This is a genomic window from Exiguobacterium sp. CH10 (genome assembly GCF_018617635.1).
In the GTDB taxonomy this organism is placed as follows: Bacteria; Bacillota; Bacilli; order Exiguobacteriales; family Exiguobacteriaceae; genus Exiguobacterium; species Exiguobacterium aestuarii_A.
The window spans coordinates 1,114,872-1,141,341 of the sequence record NZ_JACSKO010000001.1; the positions used below are offsets into that span (position 1 = coordinate 1,114,872).

Annotated in this window: 27 protein-coding genes and 1 pseudogene; 8 read left to right on the top strand and 20 right to left on the bottom strand. The window is 47.8% G+C overall.

Annotated features, from left to right (window positions below; translation table 11 throughout):
* Positions 1-223 precede the first annotated feature (223 nt).
* Both rpoE and KNP04_RS05560 read right to left on the bottom strand, forming a co-directional pair.
* Positions 224-703, bottom strand: coding sequence for a DNA-directed RNA polymerase subunit delta (gene rpoE / locus KNP04_RS05555; RefSeq protein ID WP_012727404.1), 480 nt, complete (start codon positions 701-703; stop codon positions 224-226).
* Positions 704-783: 80 nt separating this feature from the next.
* A complete protein-coding gene (locus tag KNP04_RS05560) occupies positions 784-2,100 on the bottom strand; it encodes a hypothetical protein (RefSeq protein ID WP_251129866.1) in 1,317 nt (438 codons plus the stop codon).
* Between the two features lie 178 nt (positions 2,101-2,278).
* On the opposite strand from KNP04_RS05560, the gene KNP04_RS05565 reads away from it, so the two are divergent.
* Entirely contained in the window at positions 2,279-3,577 is a 1,299-nt protein-coding gene (locus KNP04_RS05565; RefSeq protein ID WP_214874955.1) for a globin-coupled sensor protein, read from the top strand.
* 38 nt (positions 3,578-3,615) lie between these two features.
* On the opposite strand, the gene KNP04_RS05570 is transcribed toward KNP04_RS05565, so the two are convergent.
* The 8 genes and pseudogenes from KNP04_RS05570 to KNP04_RS05600 all read right to left on the bottom strand — a co-directional run bounded on the left by KNP04_RS05570 (position 3,616) and on the right by KNP04_RS05600 (position 10,265).
* Positions 3,616-5,742: a (Fe-S)-binding protein gene (locus KNP04_RS05570; protein ID WP_214874956.1), complete on the bottom strand. Its 2,127-nt coding sequence runs from the start codon at positions 5,740-5,742 to the stop codon at positions 3,616-3,618.
* Between the two features lie 92 nt (positions 5,743-5,834).
* The gene (locus KNP04_RS15345; RefSeq protein ID WP_251129834.1) at positions 5,835-6,056 is read right to left on the bottom strand and encodes a hypothetical protein; all 222 of its coding nucleotides are present in this window, start codon (positions 6,054-6,056) and stop codon (positions 5,835-5,837) included.
* 15 nt (positions 6,057-6,071) lie between these two features.
* The gene (locus tag KNP04_RS05575; RefSeq protein ID WP_251129835.1) at positions 6,072-6,551 is read right to left on the bottom strand and encodes a hypothetical protein; all 480 of its coding nucleotides are present in this window, start codon (positions 6,549-6,551) and stop codon (positions 6,072-6,074) included.
* A 7-nt stretch (positions 6,552-6,558) separates the two neighbouring features.
* Positions 6,559-7,077, bottom strand: a complete 519-nt coding sequence (locus KNP04_RS05580) for a GNAT family N-acetyltransferase (protein ID WP_214874957.1) — start codon at positions 7,075-7,077, stop codon at positions 6,559-6,561.
* Between the two features lie 167 nt (positions 7,078-7,244).
* Positions 7,245-7,673, bottom strand: a complete 429-nt coding sequence (locus tag KNP04_RS05585; protein ID WP_074035800.1) for a hypothetical protein — start codon at positions 7,671-7,673, stop codon at positions 7,245-7,247.
* Positions 7,673-8,089, bottom strand: coding sequence for a YwiB family protein (locus KNP04_RS05590; protein ID WP_214874958.1), 417 nt, complete (start codon positions 8,087-8,089; stop codon positions 7,673-7,675). Before KNP04_RS05590 ends, KNP04_RS05585 begins: the two co-directional genes overlap by 1 nt.
* A 51-nt stretch (positions 8,090-8,140) precedes the next feature.
* Positions 8,141-8,461, bottom strand: a pseudogene (locus KNP04_RS05595) (GNAT family N-acetyltransferase); the annotation flags it as partial.
* 97 nt (positions 8,462-8,558) lie between these two features.
* A complete protein-coding gene (locus KNP04_RS05600; RefSeq protein ID WP_214874959.1) occupies positions 8,559-10,265 on the bottom strand; it encodes a glycoside hydrolase family 13 protein in 1,707 nt (568 codons plus the stop codon).
* A gap of 213 nt (positions 10,266-10,478) precedes the next feature.
* Here KNP04_RS05600 and KNP04_RS05605 point away from each other — a divergent pair, with 213 nt between their 5' ends.
* Positions 10,479-10,943, top strand: coding sequence for a GNAT family N-acetyltransferase (locus KNP04_RS05605; RefSeq protein ID WP_214874960.1), 465 nt, complete (start codon positions 10,479-10,481; stop codon positions 10,941-10,943).
* 47 nt (positions 10,944-10,990) lie between these two features.
* A complete protein-coding gene (locus KNP04_RS05610; RefSeq protein WP_214874961.1) occupies positions 10,991-11,755 on the top strand; it encodes a MerR family transcriptional regulator in 765 nt (254 codons plus the stop codon).
* A gap of 9 nt (positions 11,756-11,764) precedes the next feature.
* Here KNP04_RS05610 and KNP04_RS05615 read toward each other — a convergent pair whose 3' ends face one another.
* From KNP04_RS05615 to KNP04_RS05635, 5 genes are read right to left on the bottom strand one after another with little or no spacing between them, the layout of a single operon-like run.
* On the bottom strand, positions 11,765-12,424 hold the full coding sequence (locus tag KNP04_RS05615) for a hypothetical protein (RefSeq protein ID WP_214874962.1): 660 nt from the start codon (positions 12,422-12,424) through the stop codon (positions 11,765-11,767).
* Positions 12,425-12,443: 19 nt separating this feature from the next.
* Positions 12,444-13,022, bottom strand: a complete 579-nt coding sequence (locus KNP04_RS05620; RefSeq protein ID WP_214874963.1) for a hypothetical protein — start codon at positions 13,020-13,022, stop codon at positions 12,444-12,446.
* A 12-nt stretch (positions 13,023-13,034) separates the two neighbouring features.
* Positions 13,035-14,177: an aminotransferase class I/II-fold pyridoxal phosphate-dependent enzyme gene (locus KNP04_RS05625; protein ID WP_214874964.1), complete on the bottom strand. Its 1,143-nt coding sequence runs from the start codon at positions 14,175-14,177 to the stop codon at positions 13,035-13,037.
* Positions 14,174-15,013: an NAD-dependent epimerase/dehydratase family protein gene (locus KNP04_RS05630; protein ID WP_214874965.1), complete on the bottom strand. Its 840-nt coding sequence runs from the start codon at positions 15,011-15,013 to the stop codon at positions 14,174-14,176. Before KNP04_RS05630 ends, KNP04_RS05625 begins: the two co-directional genes overlap by 4 nt.
* A 13-nt stretch (positions 15,014-15,026) precedes the next feature.
* The gene (locus KNP04_RS05635; protein WP_214874966.1) at positions 15,027-16,943 is read right to left on the bottom strand and encodes a polysaccharide biosynthesis protein; all 1,917 of its coding nucleotides are present in this window, start codon (positions 16,941-16,943) and stop codon (positions 15,027-15,029) included.
* Between the two features lie 396 nt (positions 16,944-17,339).
* Between KNP04_RS05635 and KNP04_RS05640 the strand changes: the two genes are divergently transcribed.
* The gene (locus KNP04_RS05640) at positions 17,340-18,092 is read left to right on the top strand and encodes a homing endonuclease associated repeat-containing protein (RefSeq protein WP_214744652.1); all 753 of its coding nucleotides are present in this window, start codon (positions 17,340-17,342) and stop codon (positions 18,090-18,092) included.
* Between the two features lie 49 nt (positions 18,093-18,141).
* Here KNP04_RS05640 and KNP04_RS05645 read toward each other — a convergent pair whose 3' ends face one another.
* The 4 genes from KNP04_RS05645 to speE all read right to left on the bottom strand — a co-directional run bounded on the left by KNP04_RS05645 (position 18,142) and on the right by speE (position 21,393).
* Complete coding sequence (locus KNP04_RS05645; RefSeq protein ID WP_214874967.1) at positions 18,142-19,098, bottom strand: sodium-dependent bicarbonate transport family permease; 957 nt, start codon at positions 19,096-19,098, stop codon at positions 18,142-18,144.
* A 217-nt stretch (positions 19,099-19,315) separates the two neighbouring features.
* Complete coding sequence (locus KNP04_RS05650) at positions 19,316-19,675, bottom strand: Na-translocating system protein MpsC family protein (RefSeq protein ID WP_031422162.1); 360 nt, start codon at positions 19,673-19,675, stop codon at positions 19,316-19,318.
* Positions 19,676-20,557: an agmatinase gene (gene speB / locus KNP04_RS05655; RefSeq protein ID WP_214694652.1), complete on the bottom strand. Its 882-nt coding sequence runs from the start codon at positions 20,555-20,557 to the stop codon at positions 19,676-19,678.
* Positions 20,554-21,393, bottom strand: coding sequence for a polyamine aminopropyltransferase (gene speE / locus KNP04_RS05660; protein ID WP_214874968.1), 840 nt, complete (start codon positions 21,391-21,393; stop codon positions 20,554-20,556). Before speE ends, speB begins: the two co-directional genes overlap by 4 nt.
* A gap of 240 nt (positions 21,394-21,633) precedes the next feature.
* On the opposite strand from speE, the gene KNP04_RS05665 reads away from it, so the two are divergent.
* From KNP04_RS05665 to cls, 4 genes are all read left to right on the top strand, one after another.
* Positions 21,634-22,533 (top strand): EAL domain-containing protein, encoded by a 900-nt coding sequence (locus tag KNP04_RS05665; protein WP_251129836.1) that lies wholly within the window; start codon positions 21,634-21,636, stop codon positions 22,531-22,533.
* A gap of 189 nt (positions 22,534-22,722) precedes the next feature.
* Entirely contained in the window at positions 22,723-23,907 is a 1,185-nt protein-coding gene (locus KNP04_RS05670) for a chloride channel protein (protein WP_214874970.1), read from the top strand.
* A 65-nt stretch (positions 23,908-23,972) separates the two neighbouring features.
* Positions 23,973-24,323 carry a hypothetical protein gene (locus tag KNP04_RS05675; RefSeq protein ID WP_214874971.1) on the top strand — a complete coding sequence of 117 codons (351 nt, stop codon included), beginning with the start codon at positions 23,973-23,975 and terminating at the stop codon, positions 24,321-24,323.
* 46 nt (positions 24,324-24,369) lie between these two features.
* Positions 24,370-25,899, top strand: coding sequence for a cardiolipin synthase (gene cls, locus KNP04_RS05680; RefSeq protein WP_353047907.1), 1,530 nt, complete (start codon positions 24,370-24,372; stop codon positions 25,897-25,899).
* Here cls and KNP04_RS05685 read toward each other — a convergent pair.
* Positions 25,875-26,408: a TVP38/TMEM64 family protein gene (locus KNP04_RS05685; protein ID WP_251129837.1), complete on the bottom strand. Its 534-nt coding sequence runs from the start codon at positions 26,406-26,408 to the stop codon at positions 25,875-25,877. The genes cls and KNP04_RS05685 overlap by 25 nt on opposite strands.
* Positions 26,409-26,470: the final 62 nt, after the last annotated feature.

The following is a 26,470-nucleotide window of genomic DNA, read 5'->3' on the forward strand; positions in this document are numbered from 1 at the left end:
AACCATCGGGAAACGAAAAAACAAAAAAAGCAAAAGTGCCCCCGTGAATGGAGGACACTTTTGCTGCATCGTTACGTGCTAAACTAGCCCATGACTAATTTACGCCAGAGACGATACAGTCGTCAAGATATTATTTTTTCTTTTTTTCAAGTCGGTGAAAACGACTAAAAAAGAAAAAGAGACACGCCTAGCCGGGCGCGATGCCCGGCTTTTTTGCGGTCTCTTATAAATCATCCTCGTCTTCGAGATCGAGGTCGTCGTCCAAGTCGTCATCCTTGAAGTCATCAAGGCCTTCTACTTTTTCTTCTTCGTCCTCATCGTCAAATTCAGATGAATCATAATCTTCTACTTTTGCGAATACATCCAAGTCATCTTCGATATCGACGATGCCTTCGTCTGCTTCTTCGAACTCTTCTTCGAATTCGTCAAGTTCACCACGTTGACGTGCTTCGATGACGAGATCCTCATCCGACTTGTCGAATGGGTACCAAACGCGAAGCGCCCAACGGTTTGCTCCCAAGTTGACGAACAACCCGTCGATGTTCAAATCGGTGTAAAGTTGTGCGATTTTCTCGAGCTCTTCTTCTTCACTCGCAAACGTATAGTTTTGCTTGATCTTTTCGCGAATCTCATCAAAAGAAACAGGCTGTTCGCCAGTTTCTTGGAGAAGTTCATAAACGAAATCAATCAACGATTTATTCATTAAAGGACACTCCTTTTCCGTCACTAGTTAAACATCACTCCTCATTATAAACAAAAGCGATATGAAAAAGCTAGAGGAAATTATGATTCATTGGATACCTCGGCTCGAACACGGAACCAATAAACACTGATCAACCCGATATTGAACAACCACGTCAGTCCCAGAACGCCAAACATCCATCCTCTCGGAATTTGAAATGACAATTCCGCATTGACGGTCTGTCCAACGTATAAACCGTACGCTAATAATCCGACCATCAAGAACGAATATGATACGACCATCCCGAATCGCTTCCATAATTGGAGAAGTAATGATGCGAACTCTTTATTTTCACCATACTCACCAAATAGATACGTGTGACTCACATTAGAATACATCGTCTGTGTATATCCACTTACGAACAATACCGGTATGAACGCAAGCGGATTAAGAAAACCAAGGAAAAACACAAGGGAAGAAATCAGTAAAACGAGATAAGGGTGTCTCGCAAAATCAAATATATGGCCAAACAAGATCCATCCAATCACGCCGGCTAAAAACGGAACGAACACATATATCATTAACACTTGGAACGAATAGAGAGCAATGCTGACAAACACAGCACCAATCAACGTCCAACCGCCGAACAATCCAATGACAAATGACAATAATTGAACTTGGCGCGTCCGACTCGCCCCAATGAAGGCGCGAACCCGTTTTTGGAATAACAACCAACCCACATATGCTAACAAAATAATCATCAGACTAAACACTTCGATGTAACCTCGCGCTCCTTCCAAGAGACTAAGGAGACGACTAATCAACGTAAAGACGGTGACTGCGATAAAGGCGCGGAGAAAAGAACGGGTTTCAAACTGCCATGTCGCAGATTTTTGAAGGGGCAACTTGCGTACGAATAGCCAAGGCAAAATGAGACTCACTATGAATAAGGCGATGGCAAGATTGTACGACTGTGACAATGCGTAAGAGAACACAGCGATCCAGCCGACTAACGCGAGGACTAATGGTAATGAACTGCCACTCTCTTCATTCGAGTCAGCTTTCGCAGCAGGCTTCAATTCATTCAATTGCGATAAAATCGTCGTCATGATGGTACCGACTCCAATCGAGCCGACGCCTACCAAAAATGCGCTCCATTCAATGGCACGATCAAATGGAAGCACAAAACACACGAGACCGGCCAGAAGGACAGACAAAGCAATTAAAAACGTATCCTTTGAACCGCGTCGACCGATGACATACACCCACAATAAAAGACCGGACATACTCGCCACATAAAAAATCAGGAATGGAATGAGACGCCCAACCCCTTCTTCGACTGCCATGATGGATAAAAACAAAATCTGGGGAAGGATTTGGCTACTGAGCGCACTGACAATCGTCAACAAAACAACCATATTTTTCACGGTCCGCACCCCTAACTCAAGATTGAATATTCTGCTCTTCAATCATCCTTTCCCATATCCGTTTATCGGTGAACCTTTTTCGAAACACATCGACTTCTCAGTTTCTTCATATTTCTGCCGATATAGAAGAGAACGCCAATTTTGATGTAAATAGAAGGAGAATAAACATATGGCACTTTTTCGTAAGACCACTTCAACTCATTTCGTCGCTTCCGAAGGTTTTCCCGAGATTCAGACAATCGCCAAACCATCTGACTCGAGTTTGAGGGGACGTGCTCACTATATGGGGTATACGGCCTCTCAGGTGAAGCGCCTACAAGAGATGGCTCCGCTCGTGGAGTCCGTGCTAGACGAAGTACTTGAAAACGTACTCGATCACTTAATGCTTCAACCCGAAATGGTTCGAATCGCGAACGCCTCATCGACGAGAGAACGTTTAAAAAACGTATTCGCCGATTACTTTCGTAGTTTGTTGACGGGGAACATCGATGACAAGTTCTTAGCCATGCGAAAACGAATGGGACAGACACATCACCACTTCGCGGTCCCTGTCGTCTGGTTTCTCGCGACGTATTCTGCTTTTAACACACTACTTGTACCAAAAGTCGTCGAGACGTATCAACATAACCCGGCTACTTTGACAGAATCGCTTTTGGCCTTATCGCATGCGATGAACTTAGACGCTCAAATCGTTACCGAACAATACGTGAACGCCCGACTCGATGAACTCGAGTCCGCGAACCAATCCCGTGCCGCGCTTTTAAGCGATGTCTCACGCGTCAGTTCAAAAGTCGCCACTACGATGGAGCAAACGGGACAAGCGATGTCTGAAACGAGTGATCGCGCGCACCAAGTTCTTGCGGAAACCGAGCAAACGGAAAAGATGAGCCGTCATTTGATGACGTTGACGCACACGAACGGAAGCCAAATCGAACAGATGGAGGCGGAGTTCAAACAGTCGGCTACATACGTAGACACTTCGCTCGATCGCATCACCGCTTTAAAAAATGGATCTCAAGAAATCGTCAGCATGACTAAGAGCATCGAACAAATCGCCAACCAAACGAACTTGCTCGCCTTGAACGCTTCAATCGAAGCGGCTCGAGCAGGAGAACATGGGAAAGGATTTGCTGTCGTCGCCACCGAAGTGCGCACACTCGCAGAGAACGCGAAACAACTCAGCAGTCAAATCAATGCGCTCATTCATGAAAATGAAGCAAATATCGCAGCACTCTTCGATCAAATGGGGCATATGCATCGGACGAACGATGAAGCAATGCGTCAACTGAACGCAGTCAAAGCTGGTTTTTCGACCGTTCAAGATGAAATGGGGCAATACGTCCTTTCGTTTGAACGGAACAAACAAGACCTCGGACAGATGGTTGAAACTATTTCATCCATCAACGAGACGACACAAGGTTTATCTCACTTGACCTCTTCGCTTCTCTCTACCTCTGAAATGCAATAAACAAATAAGGCACGGTCCACGGACCGTGCCTTCCTGTATTATTGTACAACCGGTTCTGGTATCTCGATGGCTTTCAGTGAGCGATCGAGTAATTCGACGACATCGAACGTGCCGACCGTCTCATCGACTTCCTTCGCTTTCGTTCCATCAGACAACATCGTCAAACAGTACGGACATGCCGAACCGATGACTGTCGGTTTCGTTTCAAGCAGTTGTTCCGTCCGAGCCACGTTGACACGTGTTCCGACTTTTTCTTCTTGCCACATGAGACCACCACCGGCTCCACAACACATCCCGTTTTCACGGTTACGTGTCGCTTCGACGAGTTCGACACCCGGAATCCGCTCGAGGACGAATCGTGGTGCATCATAAATGCCGTTGTAACGACCGAGGTAACATGAGTCGTGATAGACGACACGTTCGTTCACTTGAAGATCCGGCTGAATCCGACCCGTATCGAGCAACTCGGCGAGCAACTCCGTATGGTGATACACTTTCACACCATCAAGCCCGAAGTCTGGATACTCGTTTTTGAATGTGTTATAGGCGTGTGGGTCAACCGTGACGATCTTCGTCACCCCATACTTCTCAAACAATTTAATGTTCGCTTCGGCGAGTTCTTGGAAGAGTAACTCGTTTCCGATTCGACGAGGTGTGTCCCCTGAGTTCTTCTCTTCGTTTCCGAGAATGGCGAATGAAACGCCCGCCTTGTTCAAGACGCTCGCAAAGCTCTGCGCGACTTTTTGGCTACGGCTATCGTAAGATCCCATCGCGCCGACCCAGAAGAGGTATTCGAATTCTTCGCCTGCTTTTTTCTTCTCTTTCGCTGTCGGGATGACGAGTTCTGTATCCTTACGCCAGTTCTCGCGTTCTTTCCGGTTCATTCCCCACGGGTTTCCTTGACGCTCGATGTTTGCGACCGTGCGCTGGGCCTCAGGGTCCATCTTCCCTTCCATCATGACGAGGTAACGACGAAGATCGATGATTTTATCGACGTGTTCGTTCATGACCGGACATTGGTCTTCACAGTTGCGGCAAGTCGTACACGCCCAGATTTCTTCTTCCGTGATGACGTTCCCGATCAACTCGTCTGCGACGAGCATGTGACCTTCTTGCGCCGCAGCTGCAATCTCGGCGCCTTGCGTGTTTTGGAACATAAGTGCTGGTGCCCAAGGTGATTTTCTTGTGACCGCCGCACCTTTCATATTCATATGGTCGCGAAGTTTGACAATCAAGTCCATCGGCGACAACATCTTACCCGTACCGGTTGCCGGACACACATTCGTACAACGTCCACACTCAACACAAGCGTACAAGTCGACGAGCTGCTTCTGGTTAAAGTCTTCAATCTTGTTGACCCCAAACACAATCTCTTCATCTGACTCTTCCGCTTCTTCCATCGCTGAAAAATCAACAGGTGCCAAGCGACCGACTTTGTGCGTGCGCCCGAGCCAGACGTTGAGTGTTCCGGCAATCAAATGCGCGTGCTTTCCTTGTGGGATGTAGACCATGAAACTGAGCAAGAACAAAAGGTGCATCCACCAAAAGACGACGAACAATGCGAAAGCGACCGACCCAGGTACCCAAGCAAACGCTGAACCGATGAGTGTCGCAACCGGCTCACCCCACATCGGAAGCTCTTCTTTATAGACGAGGTAAAACCCGTTCCCGAACAAGACGGAAACCATCAACCCGCCGATGAAGATGAGGGCAAGACCAGCTAAGAAGTTTCGTTTTAAGCGCACGAGCTTCTCGACGTAACGACGGTAGAATCCCCAAACGACCGCGACGAGAATCATGAGCATGACGATTTCTTGCATGAACGTGAAGATTGGATAGAGCGGACCGAGCGGGATGTGCGGGAAACGTGTTCCGACCGCTAGTCCTTTCCAAATAAAATCAATCGCCCCGAATTGGACGAGGATGAAGCCATAAAACATCATGACGTGAATGGCGCCACTCTTTTTATCCTTTAACAATTTCTTTTGACCGAACACGTTGATCATGACCTGTTCGAGTCGTTCTTTGTTCGTTTGGCTCCATTCTGCCTTCTTCCCGAGCTTGATGAATGTATAACGCTGGTGAACCAGCGAAGCAAATAAATACACCCCATAGCCGAGGACGAGCAAGAATAGAATCCAGTTGACGATTAAAAATGTAGACATCCCCAAAACTCCCCCTTTTGAAAACGGATTCAATCTTGAATTCAGTATATCAAATGATGAATGAACAGTCATTCATTTTTGTGAAGTTCTCATCAGAAGTTTAGAAGATGTTTCAAGATGAGCAATAATCCCCCACAACTGCATACGGCCAATACGAATGTGCGGAAGTGCAGATTTCGGTCGGACGGGAGTTCAAACTTCACGATATTGAGAATCATCGCACCGGCCACGAACGCAAAACTGAGCGCTTCGACGTGCGCGGGCAAGTCAATCCAGCGTGAAAAGAACCCACTGAGCAAAATCCCACCGCTCAACAAGTAGCGCCCTTGTCACATATAACGTTCTCCATAATGACGGTTCAAGTCATGCCCGAGTGCCAAAAAGTGGACACCGAGCGCCGTCGCATAGAAGCTTCTCGCAACGAACGTCATGGAGTCGGCCGTCACCACATACGCTGAAAATGTCATGTATGCCGTGAGGAGTGTCACCTGTAGCCAATACGAAACGGCCCGATCAACCGCCTCATCTTGAAAATGAGGCGTTCGAACGAACCGCATCGTACCGTAGAACAACGTAAACCCGATAAGACTGACGATGTAGATCTCTGAAGGTAAGGCCAGATTCAACCAATCGACGCGAAGTGTGTCCTGGCGTTTATTCAGCGACGGCAAGAGATACATGAAGAAGTACGTGATGGCGACCCCGCTCGAGAAAGAGAACCACTTCTTTGAAGGAACGGTCTCTTCCCGGAACAAATAGATGCCGAAGAAGTTAATCAGCGCCAAATAGATGATGGTCCAGTTCGCCATCTCGTCTTCATCCTCTCAAATCAATCCAAAACCGCTCGACAATCGTCCCATCTTCCTCCGTATACGGTGTGTCCGCGACGCCCCCATTGTTTAAAATGACTTGACGGGAAGCGACGTTTGTCCGATTACACGTAATTAAGGCACGCTCAATGCCTAGCTCTTTCACTTTCTCAAGCGCAAGTTGTAATTGAATCGTAGCGAGCCCCCGTCCGCGCGCACTCGGTTTCACTCCATATCCGACATGCCCACCAATCTTCAAGAGCGATTCGTTTAATTCATGACGAATGTTCGCCGCCCCGAGAAGCTCCTCTCCGTCCGTGAGCCAATACGTTGTGCTCGGGACCCAGCCGTCCTCTATGTTCTCACGTAACTCTTTCTGACGTAACGTGTTGACGTATGCCTCGAAGTCTGTCGTTTCACGGTCCACCGAGGTCGGAACAATCCGCTCATCCCGTTCGTACCATTCCTCTAAAAATGCGAGAATCTGTTCTTTTTGTTCGACAGATGTCTTGATTAGTCTTAACATCACATTTCCCCCTTTATTCATTTCCATTCGCGCTCTCTAAATTGATTTCCTTGTTCCTTCATCTTAGAGAACGGACACGCCATTTAAAATAGACGTCCGGAATGAATTGTGTCCCCTTTCAACCATAAAAAAAGTGCCATCCTGTTCGGATGACACTGTCGGTATGCTTATTCTTCGAGTCCGAGACGTTGCGGCATGTGCGGAGCGAGTTGTCTCGCTTCTTCTAACCGTCCTGCTTCAACGAGTGTATGGAAATGTAAGAACTGTTCGTGCGATGCATCGCTGATAGCAGCCAAATAATCGACGTACCGATCGTAGACCGCTTTGTCTTCTGGGCGTGCCTCGATGAGTGCGATATACAGGCGAACGGTATCCTCTCCGTAAAGGAGCGGGAACTCATCGTTCAATTGAAGCAGTTTATCGATCGAATTGACATCGACACCGTTCTCCTGATCGTAGTGCGTGATGACTTGTTCGGCATGGTCCTCGAGGCGACCGCGCCACTCTTCATACTCTTCTTCGTTCGTTTCGAGCATCTCGAACCAGTCTTCGTTCAACATCTCTTCAATCTTGTTTACGCGTTCTGTAAAGTTCATCAGTCTTCTCCTCCTTCAAATGTCCATGTGACATGTACTTCATATATGCCAACATCTTCTTCATTCATGGACAACTCATATACGAACGTACATGATTCTTCTGACACATCGAGGCGCGATGTCGTCGTCGCCATCGTCATCGACATATATGGATTCTTGTATAAGCTTTGCGTGAAGCGACCTTCGATGAAGGAGTGATTCATCTCGATCGGTCCTTTACAGATCAGCGCCAATCGTTCCGGCGTATACTTGATTGTCGTCGGGACCGGTCCGTCCTCTTGTTGTTGGTCAAACATTAAAATAAAGCCAGTCTTCAATGGATAGTATAAACCGTCAGCCGAGAGTTCGATCGACTCTGGCATGTCACTCATCCGTGTTGTTTGCTGGACACGCACGCGAAGTGGTTCAATCGCCATGCTCATCCCCCTTTCCGTCAATTCATCGTACCATATGTGGTAGGAGTCGTTCTATCGACGGCGCTTCGTTTTCACGTAGACGAGATGGTCTACCCAATCTTCGTTCTCGAAGATAAACCCTTCTCTCGTGCACTCGTACGACATGCCGACATGCTCCGCGAGACGAATGGATGCTTCATTATCGAGATTGATATGTGCCTCGATTCGTTGAAAGTTCAAGTCGTCAAAAGCAATACGCATCGCCAGGTCGACTGCTTCTGTGCCATACCCTTGCCCCCAATGCTGATTATGAATCGTATACCCGACCCGACCCCATTGAAACGCATCTCGCGCAAGAGTAGAAAAATCCACCATACCAAGGTGTGTCCCATCTCCCTATAAGGAGTTCGCATGAGTCGCCGTTATCCCCTTTTTCCAACAAAAAAGGGCGTAGACGAATTTTCGTCCACGACCTTGGAGTCCTGAAAAATTAGCTGATTTTATACACGCGACCTTCGAACGGCTTCAAGTGAAGAAGCGTCGATTCTGCATCGCCCTCGACCGGCATGTTGCTCAAGACGACGTCTTTCGCACGAAGTGTTTGATCCATATCGAACATCGTCTCTTTCGCCGTCAAGTTCGTGACGACAAGGTATTGCGTGTCACCGAGTGTACGCGTATACGCATAAACTTCTGGGTGATCCGGTAAGACAACATCATACGCCCCGTATACAAACGTCTCATCGTCTTTACGAAGTTGAATCATCTCTTTATAGAAGTTATAGATGGAGTCCTCATCTTCAAGCTGTGATTCAACGTTGATGTCCGTATAGTTCGGATTGATACCGACCCATGGCTTCTCTGCGAACGTGAAGCCGGCATTTGGTGCATCACTCCACTGCATCGGTGTACGCGTGTTGTCGCGTGATGAGTTCCACGTGATGCGCATCATCTCATCATGACTCTTCCCTTGCTCGACGCCGATATAGTAGCGATTGCGTGTCGCGATATCGTCATATTGGTCGATCGAATCGAATTTGACGTTCGTCATCCCGATTTCTTGACCTTGATAGATGAACGGCGTTCCTTGCATGAGGAAGTACATCATCGCAATCGACTTCGCACTTTCTTTCCAGTAACGCTCATCATCTCCCCATTTCGAGACCGTACGTGTTTGGTCATGGTTTTCGACGTAAAGTGCGTTCCATCCGTCAGCTTCAAGTCCTTTTTGCCATTTCGTTAATACGTTCTTCAAGTGTACGACATCAAGTTTCGAATCGGCGTCTTCACTCCATAGGTCCATGTGTTCGAATTGGAAGACCATGTTCATCTTCCCTTCTTTTTCACCAACCCAAAGGTGTGCATCGTCAGGTGATACGCCATTCGCCTCACCGACTGTCATGATGTCATGTTTATTGAACGTCTCGTCACGAAGTTCTTCTAAATAGTCGTGAATCCCGTCCACGTTCATGTGCATCTCGAACGACGGTACAAAGTCTAGGTCGTTCGGGTTCGGTAAGTCAGCGAACGTCTGGTTTTTGCGGATATGACTGATTGCATCGACACGGAACCCGTCGATTCCTTTTTCGAGCCACCAGTTAATCATGTCGTATACGGCTGTACGCATCTCAGCGTTTTCCCAGTTGAGGTCCGGCTGTTTTTTCGAGAAGACGTGCAAGTAGTATTGCTCCGTCGTTTCATCGAATTCCCAAGCCGAACCGCCAAAAATCGATTCCCAGTTGTTTGGCTTCGACCCGTCCGGTTTCCCGTCGCGCCAAATGTACCAGTCACGTTTCGGATTGTCTTTTGAGCTCTTCGATTCAATGAACCAAGGGTGCTCATCCGATGTATGGTTGACGACGAGGTCGAGCAACAGTTTCATACCGCGCTGATGCACCTCGTCCAATAAACGGTCGAAGTCTTCCATCGTACCGAATTCGTCCATGATGTCCTGGTAGTCACTAATGTCATACCCGTTGTCATCGTTTGGCGATTTATACATCGGGCAAATCCAGATGACGTCAATGCCAAGGTCTTTTAAATAGTCGAGCTTATCAATGATTCCTTGAATGTCTCCGATTCCGTCTCCGTTCGCGTCATAAAAACTGCGCGGATAGATCTGATAGGCGACGGCTTCTTTCCACCAGTTGCGTTTAAGCGTTTGTGTTTGTTGTTGTTCTCGTTGTAAAAGTTGCATGTGATCTAGATACTCCTTATCCCAAAACTCACTGCTCATCATTTATAATTATCTTATTCGTGCTGTGAACTTTATATCATTAGCGCAATCGTTTGCACGATGCAATAGATTTATCTTACCAAAAAACATTCGATGATACAAAGATGTTTCATCAGCATATTCAACGTGTACCCTACACGATTTTGAAAAGAAATGAAAGCGAGGTGCTCCATCATGTTTCGATTTGCAACACTTGATGATTTTTCAGCAATCGACGAACTGATTGTAAAGAAAGCGAAAGAGTTTCAGACAGCCGGAAAGTCCCAATGGGTCAAATATTTAGAGCCGAGTCGCTCGGATTATGTCCGACACGATTTAACGAAAGGGACCGTGTTTGTGTATGAACGTAATCACCAAGTCGTCGGTGCCGTCAGTCTCATCCCACCGACCGATTGGGACCATAATCTATGGAATGACGCGGACGGTGCCGTCTACTTGCATCGGCTCGTCACAGATTCGACCTTGAAGGGGGAGCGGATTGGTGAACGGTTGATGCGGTACGCCCTCTCTCACACTGCTTCGACCGTCCGATTGGATTGCGTCGCAGACAACACGTTCTTGAACGGATACTATCCACAGTTCGGCTTCCGTTACATCGGGGAGCGGAACGGATTTTCGTTATTTGAAAAACAGGCTTGACCTTAACGTGACGTCAACCCTTACGCTTGTGCTAAGGAGGTGAAGGGATGTATACGATTCAACAACTTGCGTCACTCGCCGGCACGACGACGCGGACGCTTCGACATTATGACGCGGTGGGGCTCCTCGTCCCCACCCGAGACGACAACGGTTACCGCCGTTATACGTCAAGCGACGCCGAACGTCTACAGCTCATCTTACTGTATCGAACACTCGACGTTCCTCTCGACCAAATCGGACAATTGCTCGATGCATCGACGTTTGATCGGGTCGAAGTATTGAACGAACATGTCGAGGCGTTACGACAAAAAGCCGCCTATTTCTCGCAACTTGCGGAGACGGCGGAAACGACCCTCACCTCACTCAAAGGAGGGATTCCAATGGAAGACAAATCATTGTTCAAAGGATTGTCTTATGAAGAGATTCAAGCACATGAGGCAAAACATCAAGACGAGGTAATTGAGCGTTGGGGAGAGAGTTCTGCTTACAAAACCGCACAAGAACGAGCATCGAAGCGATCGAGAGCGGACTGGGAGCAAATCAACCAGATGCAACTTGATTTGATTGCGCCACTCGTCGACCTGTTTCGTTCACAAGTCGCAATCGAAGATGACCGGGTTCAATCGATTGTCAAAGACAATCATCTGTTCATCCACACACACTTTTATGACTGTTCGCTCGATATGTTCAGCGGACTCGGACAGATGTATGTAGCGGATGAGCGATTCACTGCCTATTATGACCGCTTCGAACCAGGTCTTGCATCGTACTATAACGAAGCCATCCAATATTATTGTATCGCCAACAGTTAAGTCCAAGCCTCAGGCTTGGACTTTAATTTGTCGTCGGTCTAGTTGTACGAAATCTAGTGTTTCGATGTGTCTGCGTAATATCGGCAAGACCGTGGTCAATTGTAAATAAGGATATGTGGCAAAATTGTCGCTTCCGCCTTTATAGATGACCGCCCGATCGAGAACGCGCCATCCTTGTGTCGTCCATTGTTCGAGCGTCGCCTCACAAAACGAAGGCTCAGATTGAATCGCCCAATAGGCTTGTAGCTGCCCTTCCGCTATAGATGGACGAACGGTGATAATCGGGCATGGCAATTGGTTCAAACGACTCGATTCAATCGGTCCAGTCTCATGAATCACGAGCAGTTTCGGTGCAAGTCGTTCGAGCCACATGAGCGTTTTGTCATCGTTCAAGGATGAGACATGGATGAGATGATGAGGAGGAATCGGAGAATCCTGTAATGGATAACGCTCTCTCACTTCTCGAATACGCGCTTGACTCCTCCATTTCATAAATGGTGTCGCCCATCGAATATACAGGTGAATGATCCATTGTTTGAGCGACTGCGGTCGATGTTCAGTGGGACCGTCTTCTTGAATGACATGTGTCACGCCTAAATCGCGGATAGCGTGATAGATGAAAGTAGATGTATGATGGTCACTAATCATGAGTACAATCGGTCTGGTCATCTTTCGATCCCTCCATTGATCACTTTTGATCCGTCATTTCATGAATCCCTAGTTCGCATAACGCTCGTTTCCAAGAACCAAATCGTCTCGATACTTTTGCGACGCTCGGTTTATTGAAACGTTTAGCCCACTTTTGATACGTAATCGCATTGAAAGGTGTTAATACTCGATACGCTTCATATAACGCTTGTACAATCTCCGCTTTGTCTTTGGCAGGTTGTACGGTGAAATGCTCTTCTTCTAAACGCTCGACCGCTTTGACGGCGAGACTCCACGACCCGAAGTGGGTAATAATATCGCCTAATGAAGGAACACTTCGTTCTGATGCCCAGTGCCGATATTGAGCACTTGTCAGTTTTCCTTCTTCTGCCGATGCGAGCCGAAGTGCCTGAATCATATCATGGGATTCATAACGTTTTATTTCTAACAATCCCGATGCCTTCAGAGCATTCGTCCATGTCCCATATACAGATAAAATGTCTAGAAACGTGGGAGCATTTTGTCCTTGGCTCCATCGTTGATATTGTGTCACCGTGAGAGATGGAGTCAGAGATGCTGCGGTTTGAAGCGCTTGAATGATCTCTGCTTCCGTTTTCATTTCATTTCCTCCTTACACGCTTTTTTCTTTTACGAAATGGCGTGTATCTAGCACGGCCTGAATCACTTTCTGTTGTTCACCAATCGTCAAGCTCGAACTCGATGGCAAGCAAATACCGTTTTCAAATAAGTGACGACTCACGTCATCCCCATCGACCGTGACATATTCAGCATCTCGATAGAGCGGTTGTAGGTGCATCGGTTTCCAGACTGGCCGTGATTCGATCCCGGCATCGCTTAACTGTTGAATCAACTGGTCGCGACTGGCAATGTCTCTTCCGACTTGCATGGCGGTCAACCAACGATTCGCACGAGAGAAAGGGATTTCTTGTTGATACGTGACATCAATCGTCGAAAACATTTGTTCATACCGACGAAAGACGTTACGTCTCGCCCGGACTCGTTGTTCGATGACCTCTAGCTGTCCACGACCGATTCCTGCCGACACATTGCTCAAGCGATAGTTGTACCCGACTTCTTCATGCTCGTAATGTAAAACGTTCTCCCTTGCTTGCGTTGCAAGCTTCAACGCATATTGGCGCTGACTTTCAGAGCCTAGCAATAACATCCCTCCACCGGACGTGGTGATGATTTTGTTCCCATTGAACGAATAGAATCCGATGTCACCAATCGTACCAGTCATCTGCCCTTTCCAAGTCGCTCCGAGCGATTCCGCGGCATCTTCAATCAATGCCACCCCGAACTCTTGGCAAATTTGACGAATCTCGCCAATCTTCGCGACCACCCCGTATAGATGAACCACGATGACCGCTTTCGGTAACTTTCCTTTCGTAGCGGCTTGAACCAATGCTTTTCGCAATGCTTCCGGTGACATGTTCCACGTTTCCTTCTCTGAATCGATGAATACCGGTGTCGCCCCGACATACATAATTGGATTGACCGAAGCGACGAACGTGAGCGACTGACAAAAGATCACATCTCCTCTTTCAATTCCTAACGTCAACAACGCGAGATGGAGCGCCGCTGTGCCAGAACTCGTCGCGAGTGCATGCGAGTGATCAACGTACTTCCCAAGCTCGTCCTCAAAGGCGTTAACGTTCGGACCGAGTGGCGCAATCCAGTTACTTGCGAATGCTTCTTCTACGTAAGCCATCTCTCGTCCGGACATGTGCGGTTTTGATAATAAAATAGTCATGTGCTCATGTCCTCCTTCATCATCGTTTGATAGGCGTTGTACCATTCGATTGTCTTCCGCAACCCCTCGTGAAGCGGGGTGCGTGGTCGAAATCCAATCATCGCTTCTAGCGTAGGCAAATCTGTTTCTTGAAAGACTTGGTCACGCATCGGTAGAGATACATGGACCGGTTGATGCATCTGGTGTCCAATTTCGGTGAGCAGCGTTTGGACGTGTACATAATCCGAGGCATCGATCCGGAACTGCCCAACGATTGGTAAGCCTGACTGAATCAATTTGATGACGCGAACGACGGTTTCGACCACATCATCGATATAAGAGGCTTTTACAATGTCCGTTGCATAGAATCCGACCATACGATGACCTTGGTCAATCGCGAGTACCGCTTTCGAAAACAGGGTTGTCGAATCATCCCAAGGTCCGTATACGTCCTCTGTAATCAGATGAAGGGCTGATGAAGAATGACGAGTCTGTTCCATCGGAAGGTCGAACGTGATGAACGACTGGATCGGCACCCGACTTTTTTGATTCATGACGAGTTGCTTCACTTGTTCGTAACGCTCTATTTCACGATTTTGATAGACCCCACTGCATAAGATGACGTGATTCGGTTCATACATCGTCATGATTTGGCGCATATGTGGCTTATGGGAGACATCCGTTCGAATGAGATGAAACAAGGGGTGAGACAAGACGTACAATCGTTGTCTTGCAATTTGTGTTTTCGCTTCTCCTTCATCATCAATTCCAATCACTTCGTATCCGTCTTTTAGTAGTCGCTTGGCAAGATGAAACCCTTTGAACGTGGACACACCGATCACCATGACACGGTCCATTGCACTCCCCCCTTTAATTTCCATCGACGACCCGGATTCGCACGTGCTGGGCCGGGATAAACTCGAATCCACTTGCAAAAATTCGTTGTAAATCTCGGTCAATATCATTACTGTTCGCGACAAATAGCAACGCGTCTGTCAATGCCGGACCGTTCTGTCGAAAGTGTTCGATCAACCGTAAGATTGGAGCGACCGATGTGAAGGGACGGGTACAACCGACAAAGATTTTCGGGAAAATATTCGCCTCTGGGTCTAACTCATTTGTAGCCAGCAATTCTTCATATAGCTTTTCACCTGGGCGAATCCCCGTCACTTCAATCGGAATTTGATCAATGGTAAATCCGCTGAGCTCAACCATTTTTTTCGCCAAATCGATAATTTTAACCGGTTCTCCCATATCGAGCACGAAGATTTCTCCGCCTCGGGATAACACGCTCGCTTGAATGACGAGTCGACTCGCCTCTGGAATGGTCATGAAGTAACGTGTCATCTCCGAATCCGTTACCGTGACCGGTCCTCCTTGGGCAATTTGTTCTTTGAAGAGAGGGACGACCGAACCACGGCTACCGAGAACGTTACCGAAGCGAACGACAGCGAAAATTGTATCGCTTGAACGTGCTTTTTCTTGAACGATCATCTCTGCGATTCGTTTCGTCGACCCCATGACGTTCGTTGGATTGACCGCTTTATCGGTCGATACCATGACGAATCGATCGACCCGATATTTTGAAGCCACATCGACCATATTCTTTGTGCCATAGATATTATTTTTGACTGCTTCAAGCGGATTGTCTTGCATGAGCGGAACGTGTTTGTGTGCCGCCGCGTGATAGACGATTTCTGGGCGATACGTTTGAAAGACATGTTCGAGTCGCTCTAGGTCTTGTACATCCCCGATGACCGGATGAAGTTTCGTCTCGAGACCCAGTCCGTTTAACTCTTTTTCAATTAAATAAATGCTATTCTCACCATGTCCGAAAAGGATCATCTCGGCCGGTTTAAATTTGATCAATTGACGACACAGCTCCGAACCGATCGATCCTCCAGCTCCTGTCACGAGGACCGTCGCTCCTTCTACGTGTTTCGAAATGCCTGAAATATCAAGTTGTACGGGTTCTCGTCCCAACAAGTCCTCAATCTTCACTTCGCGAATTTCGTTAATCGAAACGTTTCCGGTCGCAAGTTCGGACAACATTGGGAGTGCATGTGATTCGACGCCAGTCTTTTCAATCCGTTTCAACAATTCAATTCGTCTCGCGTGCGCTAGACTCGGAATAGAGAAAATCACGACTTCGATTGCTTGCTCCTCAATGATTTGTTCTAAATCGTCCGTCGTTCCGAGAATCGGGACACCGTGTACGTATAAGGAGGCGAGCATCGGATCGTCATCGAGAATTCCAACCACATGGAGGACGTTCGTCCGATACTCTTTCAACTCACGTACGATGAGCTGTCCAGAGTTCCCTGCTCCGATGATCAGTGTTTTCCGGCCTTGTGGAGCAGTGTGCGGCTTGAACGTATGCAGAACGTGATGACGGGCCAAGAAACGCGTGAATAAAATCATGTTGAATGCTAATAGCCCTTGAACTGCAATCATGACACCGAGCCCGCGTCCGAATTGAAACTGGTTGTAGGCGAATAGAATCAAGTCGCTACTAACCAACGCAATGGTTACTTGTTTCATTTCATGGATTGAAGCGTATCGCCAATCGATTCGATGAATTTTCAAAAGCGCTCCGACAAGCATGAAGCTAAACATTTTGATTGCCACCATCAGTAACAAATCGTATGTTGTTGCTGTGAACGGCATCACTTTCGAAAATAAAATATCAAACGTCATATATAAGACGATTGAGACGATTGCGATATCGACGCAGAAGAATAATAAGTTTCTGCGATTTCTTCGATATACGTTGACGAGTGTAGCCATTGTGTATTGCACCTCCAAATGTCTAAGTTGTGTAATCGTGTTGGGTATGGTGTGCGAAGAATACGTTGATGCTAGTAAACTACCCGAGTCGTTGTAACAAATTTAAGGATAATGCGAGCTTTTTGTTATTAATGAAATCGCTGTAACAAATAAGTTCACAAAGTTATTCTCACCTTTTCATTCACATAATGAATATTTTTCTCCTAAGCGGGAATGGAAAGAACATACCAAATAAAATTGGATGTTGTTGACAACTGTGTTTTGAATGAAAAGGAGGAACCGTAAGGCATCGCTGTTTTACTTCTGTACGACCAATCTGACAACATACATGTTCATTCACACCAAGAGACCTTCTGAGACGCCCGTGAGCGTTCACACAAAAGGAGAGACACCAAGATGAAAAAATGGACAAGACCTCAAATCGTACAAGCTTTGCAGTTGGCTGCCCAAGAATACGCAGAACTTGATTCCAAACAATACAGCGTTTGGTCTCATGACAAAAATGTCCCTTCCCTTTCTACCGTCATTCATCAATTTGGTTCGTGGCGCGAAGCCCTCGTTGCAGCACAGATTAAGCTTTCGTTTCATTATTATTCAGACGAAGATATTCTACGTGCGTTAAACAAAGCTGCAGAAGAGCTCACGCTATTCACGAGTCAAACGTACCGAGAATGGTCAAAAGTGACACGATCGCCCTCTCTAACACTCATCAGTAGTCGTTTTGGTTCATGGTCAAATGCACTCCGAGAAGCCAAACTTCAAACGACAGCCGCTAAAAATAGTGAAGAACGCATCATCCAAGCCTTGATTGAAGCATCGGAAGAACTTGAACGCCTTACGTCTCAGCACTATGCTGTTTGGGCACAGGAACGGGGCTATCCGACCGTTGCGACCATCGCTAGAAAGTATGGTTCTTGGAGCTATGCTCTTTTCGTATTGGATATCGCTCCACCGAAACGAAAATGGGATGAGGAGGATGTGATTGAAGCGCTCCGGCTCGCGAAAAAGGAATTGCCTCATTTCAGTATCCTCCATTATCGAAAATGGGCGGAAGGACGGAACGTACCGAGTACATCGACCATCAATGTCCTCTTTGGAAGCTGGACGGCCGCTCTTAAGTGCATGGAGGCGCAAAAAGTGACACAATGATGCTCAACGAACACACAAAAAGCGCCGACTCAGAGGAGTCGACGCTTTTTCATGTGACGATTGCAATATACAACGGAATGCCAATCAACAAGTTGAACGGGAACGTGACCGCAAGGGAGAGGGTCAAATAAAAGGACGGTTTCGCTTCCGGGACCGAGGCTTGTAACATCGCAGGCGCGGCGATGTATGAACCGCTCGCTGCTAACGTCATGAGAAGAATCGTTCCTCCTTCTGAAAGACCAGCGACACCCGCCGCCAAAAAGCCAACAAGTGCCCCAATCAACGGGAACAACATTCCCATGACAACGAACTTCAGCCCATACGTCGGTACCGTCTTCAACTGTTGTCCGACTTTCACCCCCAACCCTAACAAGAAGAGAAGCAACACCCCTGGGAACAAGTCTACAAAGAAAGGTTTGAGCGGAGTCGCATCTGGTGTCACGAGTCCAACCACAAGACCCGCTAGCATAAGCAGGATACTCTTCGAAAATAAGCTATCTCGAAGGACAGACAACGAATTTGTTTTGCCTGACGTTGCTGTGATGCCCATCACCTGTGTTTGATTGTATAACAGTAACGCCACAATCAATCCAGGAATTTCGAGCACGACGACCAACGTCGTCATGAACGGCTCATACCCAATCCCAAGTCGTTCTAGCTGCGTCGATGCGGCCACATAGGTCACAAGCGAAACAGAACCGAACGTCGCAGCCATGGCGATCCGTTCAGGAAAAGTAAACTTCAGAAGACCTCCTGCAAGAAAAGCGAGGACCGGTAATAAGATTCCAATCAATAACGTCACGGTCAACGGCCGTGCGATTTCTTCCAATGACACTGAGGCGAGTCCCATCCCACCTTTTAACCCAATCGCGAGTAGTAGGTAAATGTTGAGCGTCGTGCTCAGTGAATCGGGAATCTTCAAGTTCGACTTCCCGACTGCGGCAATCACGCCCGTCACAAATAGAAGCACGGGAGCGCTCGTTAGTAAAAATAAAAACAAATCCATACATGTTCCTCCTTGGCGACAAAAAAGCGCACACCTAAAGAAGGCGTGCGCTGTATGCCGACGGCTCGAATATTCGCTCCGTCAAGCCGACAACTGTCGGTTGATTAAATTGTTCAGTAGCTCCGTAAGAAGATCTCGAAAGCACGCCTCGTGACGACTCGTCCATTCGCTCCTCTCACGTCTCTGAATTTTATTTTAAAAAGTCGACGTTCCGTTGTCAATCGGTTTGATCCCAAGGTGCGTCCAACCGAAAGACGATGAGACGCTCCCCGGTTTTCGTACTGATGTCCGTGTGGAGCGAAACAATCGAACGGCCGAGCACTTGCCCGACAATCGTTTCAAGTTGGCTCCGTCCCGATTCGACGAGATTGTTGCGGTATTTTTTCAATTGCTCGCGACCTGACGACTTGGTGGCCAAGTCATACTCGGCCGGTGTCAACACACCTTGGAGTGTGACGATGGCGAGGTCCCGAAGCAGGTCTGCCTTACACGTCAATGACCCGCGACCCAAGTATTCTTTCTCCCATTGGGTGATTCGGGCGCTCAGTTCCATTTCCAGCTGACCTTTTTTCCGCATTTACTTCACGAATCCAATCATCATCTCACGAAGAATTTTTGCTGCCGCGATGGCCGTCATATCCGACTGATCGTATGCCGGTGACACTTCGACAAGGTCTGCACCGATGATGTCGAGGTCTGCGTTCGCGATGGCGTGTACCGCTTCTAACAATTCTTTCGTTGAGATGCCACCGATTTCTTGTGTGCCTGTCCCTGGTGCTGCTGAAGGGTCAAGGACGTCGATGTCGATGGTGACGTATACTTTTTTCCCAGCGAGTGTCGGTAAGACGCGCTTGAGAGGCTCGATGACTTCAAATTGATGCATGTTGTAGCCGACTTCACGTGCCCACTCAAACTCTTCTTTCATCCCTGAACGGATTCCGAACGAGTAACAGTTCGATGGTCCAATCAAGTTTGCCGCTTTTTTAAGCGGAGTCGAGTGTGAGAGCGGCTCGCCTTCATACTCATCCCGAAGGTCCGTATGCGCATCCAAGTGGATGATGACAAAGTCGTCGCCGTACACATCGTGCATCGCTTTGATGATCGGCCATGTGACGAGGTGTTCGCCACCCATTCCGAGTGGGAACTTGCCTGCTTTGACGACATCTTTGACAAACGCTTCAATGAGGTCAAGTGACTTCGGTGCGTTCCCGAATGGAAGTGGGATATCCCCAGCATCGTATACCGCCGCATCTGCCAAGTCACCATCTAAATACGGGCTGTATTCTTCAAGTCCGATTGACACTTCACGAATTCGGTTCGGACCGAAACGTGAACCCGGACGGAAACTGACCGTCCAGTCCATCGGCATCCCGTAAAGAACCGTCTTCGCCTCTGTCACCTCTGGGAGACTGGCGATAAACACTTTACCTGAGTATGCTTCATCAAAACGTTTAATCATTTTGTCAAATCCTCCACGAATTTTGGAAGGACGAACGCCGCGTTGTGAAGCTTCGGCGTGTAGTATTTTGTTTCGATGTCATGGAAACGCTCAACCGATACTTGTTCCGGATCATACTTCTTCGAACCGATTGTGAATGTCCACATACCGCTCGGATACGTCGGAACGTTTGCTGTGTACAATTTCGTGATTGGGAAGATTTCCTTCACGTCACGTTGAACCGTTTGGATGAGTTCAGGTGTGAACCATGGGTTATCCGTTTGTGCGACAAAGATGCCATCCTCTTTGAGCGCTTTCGAGATTCCTGCATAGAATCCTTTTGTGAAGAGGTTCGCTGCTGGTCCGACCGGTTCTGTCGAGTCGACCATGATGACGTCGTACTCGTTCTCTGACTTCGCAATATGCATGAAACCATCACCGACGATGACTTCAACGCGTGGGTTATCAAGTTCACCGGCAATGTTCGGCAAGTATTTCTTCGAATATTCAATGACTTTCCCGTCGATATCCACGAGAACTGCTTTTTCAACTGATGGGTGTTTCATGATTTCACGGATGACACCGCCGTCTCCCCCACCGACAACAAGCACATGCTTTGGATTCGGGTGTGTAAAGAGTGGGACGTGTGCGACCATCTCGTGATAGACGAATTCGTCCTTATCCGTCGTCATGACCATCCCGTCAAGTAACAACATCGTTCCGAACTCGTCCGTTTCGACCATTTCTAGTCGTTGAAACTCCGTTTGTTCGCTCTCATAAACGTGGTTTACACGGAACGTGATTCCGTAATCTTCTGTTTGGTGCTCCGTAAACCATAATTTTAATTTTTGGTCCATCGATAGAACCCCTTTCTATTCAAAAAGTTGTTCGTATGCGAGTGGCGTTTTGAGGCGCTTCTTAATCATACGATAGGAAGTATACAAAACCTGTACCCATTTTGCACGATTTTTTTGAAGAATGGTTCCCGAATGTGAGATTTTTGTGAGACGTGACCGATATACTGAATGAACCGATTTGAAAAGGAAAGGTGGAATAGTATGTGGTCACCCTGCGCTTCTTGTAACACCACAATTCCTTTGATTGCTCAAGGGACACTCGTCACGACATTCAAGGAATACCCGTATATATCATTTGAAGAACTAGATGCACTCCTCGCACGTGTGGAAGGAACGGTATACTGTGTTGATCCTACATCGAACCGTCAGACCCCACCGCTTGCGGTCGAAGCGCTAAAAGATCAACTTGCACATCGGCATATCATTGAACAGATTCAACACGGCACGTTCGAGAGTCACCTCCAACCAATCATCTTCCTCGATTCTACGGAAACATTCGGGTATGAGGCACTTCTCCGTAGCAGTGCCAACATTTCGCCTTATGATTTATTCCGGACGGCAAACCGTTTCGGTCTTCATTCGAAGCTCGATCAGCGGGCTCGTGCCGAAGCCATCAAAGCGACATACGAAGCCGTCGCCCCTCACCAAAAGACATTTATCAACTTCTTACCGTCGACGATTTACAACCCGGACTATTGTTTGCAGCATACGTTCGATCTCATCGACCGATATCAACTTAGTCCGGACCGCTTTATCTTTGAAGTCGTGGAGACGGAGAAGGTACATGACGTCGATCATTTGCAGCACGTCTTTTCGACATATAAAAAGCGGGGGATGCAAGTTGCGCTAGACGACGTCGGTGCAGGTTTCTCGACCATCGACATGTTGAAGCGGCTCGAACCGGACTATGTCAAAATCGACCGTTCGTATGTTTCATTTTGTGACGAGGATGCCGAAAAGCGGGATTTCCTCAAAAAAGTGCGTGCGTTGACCCACTCGATGGGCATCACGCTCCTCGCTGAAGGTGTCGAGCGCATCGAAGAAGCGGATGTGTGTCGTGAACTCGGATTCGACTTGGCCCAAGGGTATTTCTTCGGAAAACCGGCTCCTGCGAAAGAGCACGTCATCAAAACAGCATAAGCACGTTTCTTTATTCCAAGTGTGGGCATCGACGTTATCGAGTGTCCGCACTTTTTTGTTTTTCGTATGAAGTGGTTGTCGTTTTCATCACTTCGATACGGTTTCATCGTTTTTTAGGTTTCGGTCTGAGGTGTTCAGGAGATAGCATATTATAGAAGGTCGACGCGAGCGAAAGAGGTGGAGATGTAGATGAAATCATGGATTGTCAGTGGCTATGCGACCGTACTTGGCATCATCATCGGTTTAGTAAGTTGGCTTTTCTTATCCGTTGTCTATAAAGGGATTCATGTTGTGTGGCATACGGTACCTGAGCAATTTGATATTCCGTTTTATGTGTTTCTCGTGCCGGTCATCGCCGGTATATGCATCGGTCTGTTGCAACGTCGGTATGGGCGAATGCCCCGTCTCATGCCTGAGGTGCTAGAAGAACGAAAAGGAACGGGACGCATTGACTATCGTTTGATCGGATTTACGACACTGACCGCCCTCCTCGTTCTCATCGGAGGCGCAAGTCTCGGTCCCGAGGCAGCGCTCGTCGGCATCGTCGGCGGACTCACGACATGGTTCTCGGAGCGTATTCGCTACGTCCGTCAAGAGCTAGGGGAATTACAAGAAGTCGGTCATGCCGTCGTGCTCGGGATTGTCTTCAACGCGCCACTATTTGGTGCCATTGCGGCGGAAGAAAGCGAGCAGAAAAAGCAACCGATGCTGAACCTGCTTGCGACACTCGCCGGAATCGGGACGTTTTATTTACTCAACCAACTTGACGAGCGTCCACCGTTCATCATTAAATTTCCCGCGATTGAAAGTGTCCAGATCGATTGGACGATGTTATGGATTGTTCTTGGCGGCATGGTTCTCGGCTGGCTTTACTTGGTCAGTGAACATGCATTGATGCGCCTCTTCTCAAACGTGCCTATTCTAATTCTCACGACACTCGGTGGCGTCGGAATCGGGATCATGGCTCTTCTTTATCCGGACCTCCTCTTCTCTGGAGAAGAAACGATTCTTGAGTATATCGACGAATGGAGTCTGATTCCGCTCTACACCCTTCTCTTATTTAGTGTATTGAAACTGCTCTTTACGGCGTTCTGTCTAGCGACGGGATGGCGCGGTGGACATATTTATCCGCTGCTCTTCTCTTCGTTCACGCTCGGTTATTTTTTCAGCCTCTTGTTCGAACTCGATATGACGTTTACGGTCGTTCTGACGACGAGTGCCTTACTCGCCACGGCAATGCGACAACCGCTGGCCATCATCGTATTACTCGTACTCTTTTTCCCACCGAATAGTTGGCTCTATGTATTTGCGGTCGTGGCAATCGTTTCTAAAATTCCACTTCCCTCATTCATCCATTCACCAGTGAAACCTTGATTTTAGAAATGCAAAAAAGGGTAATGGATGTATAGTTATGCAATCTCTCGAAAGGAGGAACGGTTGTGAGCGAATACGAAATGGCAGTTGAAAACCTAATTGACGCAGTTAGCTCGGATTGGATTAGCATCATTTTAGCTATTTTAGTCGTGATTATGGGGATTGTCGTCTTCATTTTTGTCGTCATGACAATCGTCGACATGTTTTTATCCAAGGACATCGTCTGGGGAATCGTTGAAGTCATCGCTCTATTCGTGGGACTGGCAGTGCTCTTGTCCGTCTTCTACTATTGGAATCGGAATCGGGTTAAAGCACAGTTCGGTCTCTTCCTCGTCTTGTTCTCTCTCGCAGTGAATGTATACTTCTTCGTTCGTTACGCGGACGAAATCAACGCTGTCTTGAACAGCGTATACTAAAAAACGAGGGGAATTCCCCCTCGTTTTCATCGTTTATAGAAAGGTGGTGTTTCCTTTGAAACGTCGCGTCATTCAACTCATCATCATGATCATCAGCGTCATCTTGCTCGTCGGTCTCTTGTTTTGGCTCGATGTCCTCATTCCCGTATTAATCGGGATTGCCATCGTCGCACCGCTCGTCGTCGGTTGGCAGATTTTATTTGACCAAGTACAGCCCCAAGGGAAGCTCGCCTGGTTATTGACCGTATTCTTCATCCCATACATCGGCGTCTTGGCATGGGTCATGTTCGGCCGTACCCCACGCCGCCACCGACGCTTTAAACGGACATCGTCAGAAATACGGATGTTAAGGCAAGCGGTTGAGAGTGAAAAAATCGAGACTTCTCCCGATATCGTGTCTGCCTATCCATTGACACGGACACTTGAAAAACTAGGAGCAACCGGTGCGGACGCTCACACGTCGACAACTCTCCTCATCAACGGCGAAGAAAAATTCGACGCACTGTTAGACGCCATCAATAGTGCGACAGACCATATTCACATTCAATACTATCTATTTAGAACCGATGAGATTTCACTAAAGGTCCGAGATGCACTCATCCAAAAATCAAATGAGAATGTCATCGTTCGCTTTTTATATGATGGACTCGGTAGCCAAGAAATCGGGGAAGATTTTATTCAGCCGTTACGGGAATCCCGTGTCCACGTCCAAGCATTCGATCCGGTCCTGCACCCTTATCTCGTCTTCAATGCCAACTTCCGCAACCATCAAAAATTGATTGTCGTGGATGGACGAATCGCGCTAACAGGCGGGTTGAACGTCGGTGATGAATATCTCGGAAAAAATGAGAAGCTCGGTTTCTGGCGTGACACGCATCTACGTCTCGAAGGTCCGCTTGTCCGAGAACTCCAACAGCTTTTTGTCGAGAACTGGTTATATGCGGGACAAGGGACAATCGATGAGACGTGGGACCTATTCGCAGATGAAGAGCATCTCTCTCAGTACTTTGTGAATGAACCGAAAGGACAAAACGGGGCGACACAACTGCTCGTCACGTCACCGGGTAAAGACGTGACGATTCGTGACGGGTTGATGCGTCTGTTGATGGAGGCAAAAGAGTCGATCTGGCTCACCACCCCATACCTCGTCCCTCCACCTGAACTGTTGGCGATTCTCGAAGTCGCAGGTCGTAGCGGCATCGATGTACGTATCGTCGTACCAGGCAAGGGGGACGAATGGTTCAGCTTCCATGCGACCGAGTATTATTTCGAACAGCTGTTGAAGCGGAACATTAAAATTTATAAATACAATCGCCATTTCATTCATGCGAAAACGCTTCTGATCGATGGCAAAGTTGCACTCGTCGGGTCAGCCAATTTCGATTTTCGAAGTATGTTTCTCAACCATGAGATGATGATCGCTCAATTCGATACGACATCGATCCAACAACTTCACGAAGCCTTTTTAAAAGATTTTGAAGAATCGATTTTAATCGACTGGGCCGTGTTACGAAAGAAAACGACCGGTAAGCGATTCGTCGAGGCGTTTTGTCATATCTTTTCGCCTCTTCTTTGACGCATCCGCCAGACAAGGTAAGAAACACCGACGAGACCGACCAAAAACAATTGCCATCCGACCGTCAATTGCATCGCTGCTGTCACCGCTAGTCCTTCCATGATGAGGGCAGGCACTTTCCCAATCGTACTTGCGACCGCGAACGAGGCGAGTGTCATACGACTGAACGCTGCCGATAACGTGACGAGTCCAGACGGCACGAACGGCATGAGACGCATGCCAAGGACGAGAAACCATGCCTCGGCCCCTGCGGCCTCACGGAGTCGCTGAAACCGGCCACCGTCCGGGGACGTGTAACGATGTAGCGCTTTTCGGTAAAGGATGAAACTGACGATGGCTCCTACCGCCTCACCGACAATCGAGACGAGAATACCGGGTACGAGGCCGAGGACGCTCACGTTGATCGCCGTCAAAAAGGCACTCGGTAACACTCCGGCCACCGCAATCACACTATTTAGTATGATGCTTATGACTAAAAATAAAGGAAGCGGGAGCAGTTCCCATTCCATAACCATCACTCTTTCTATTCACAAAATAAGGACCATGACGCGTTTTGTCATGGTCCTTTACT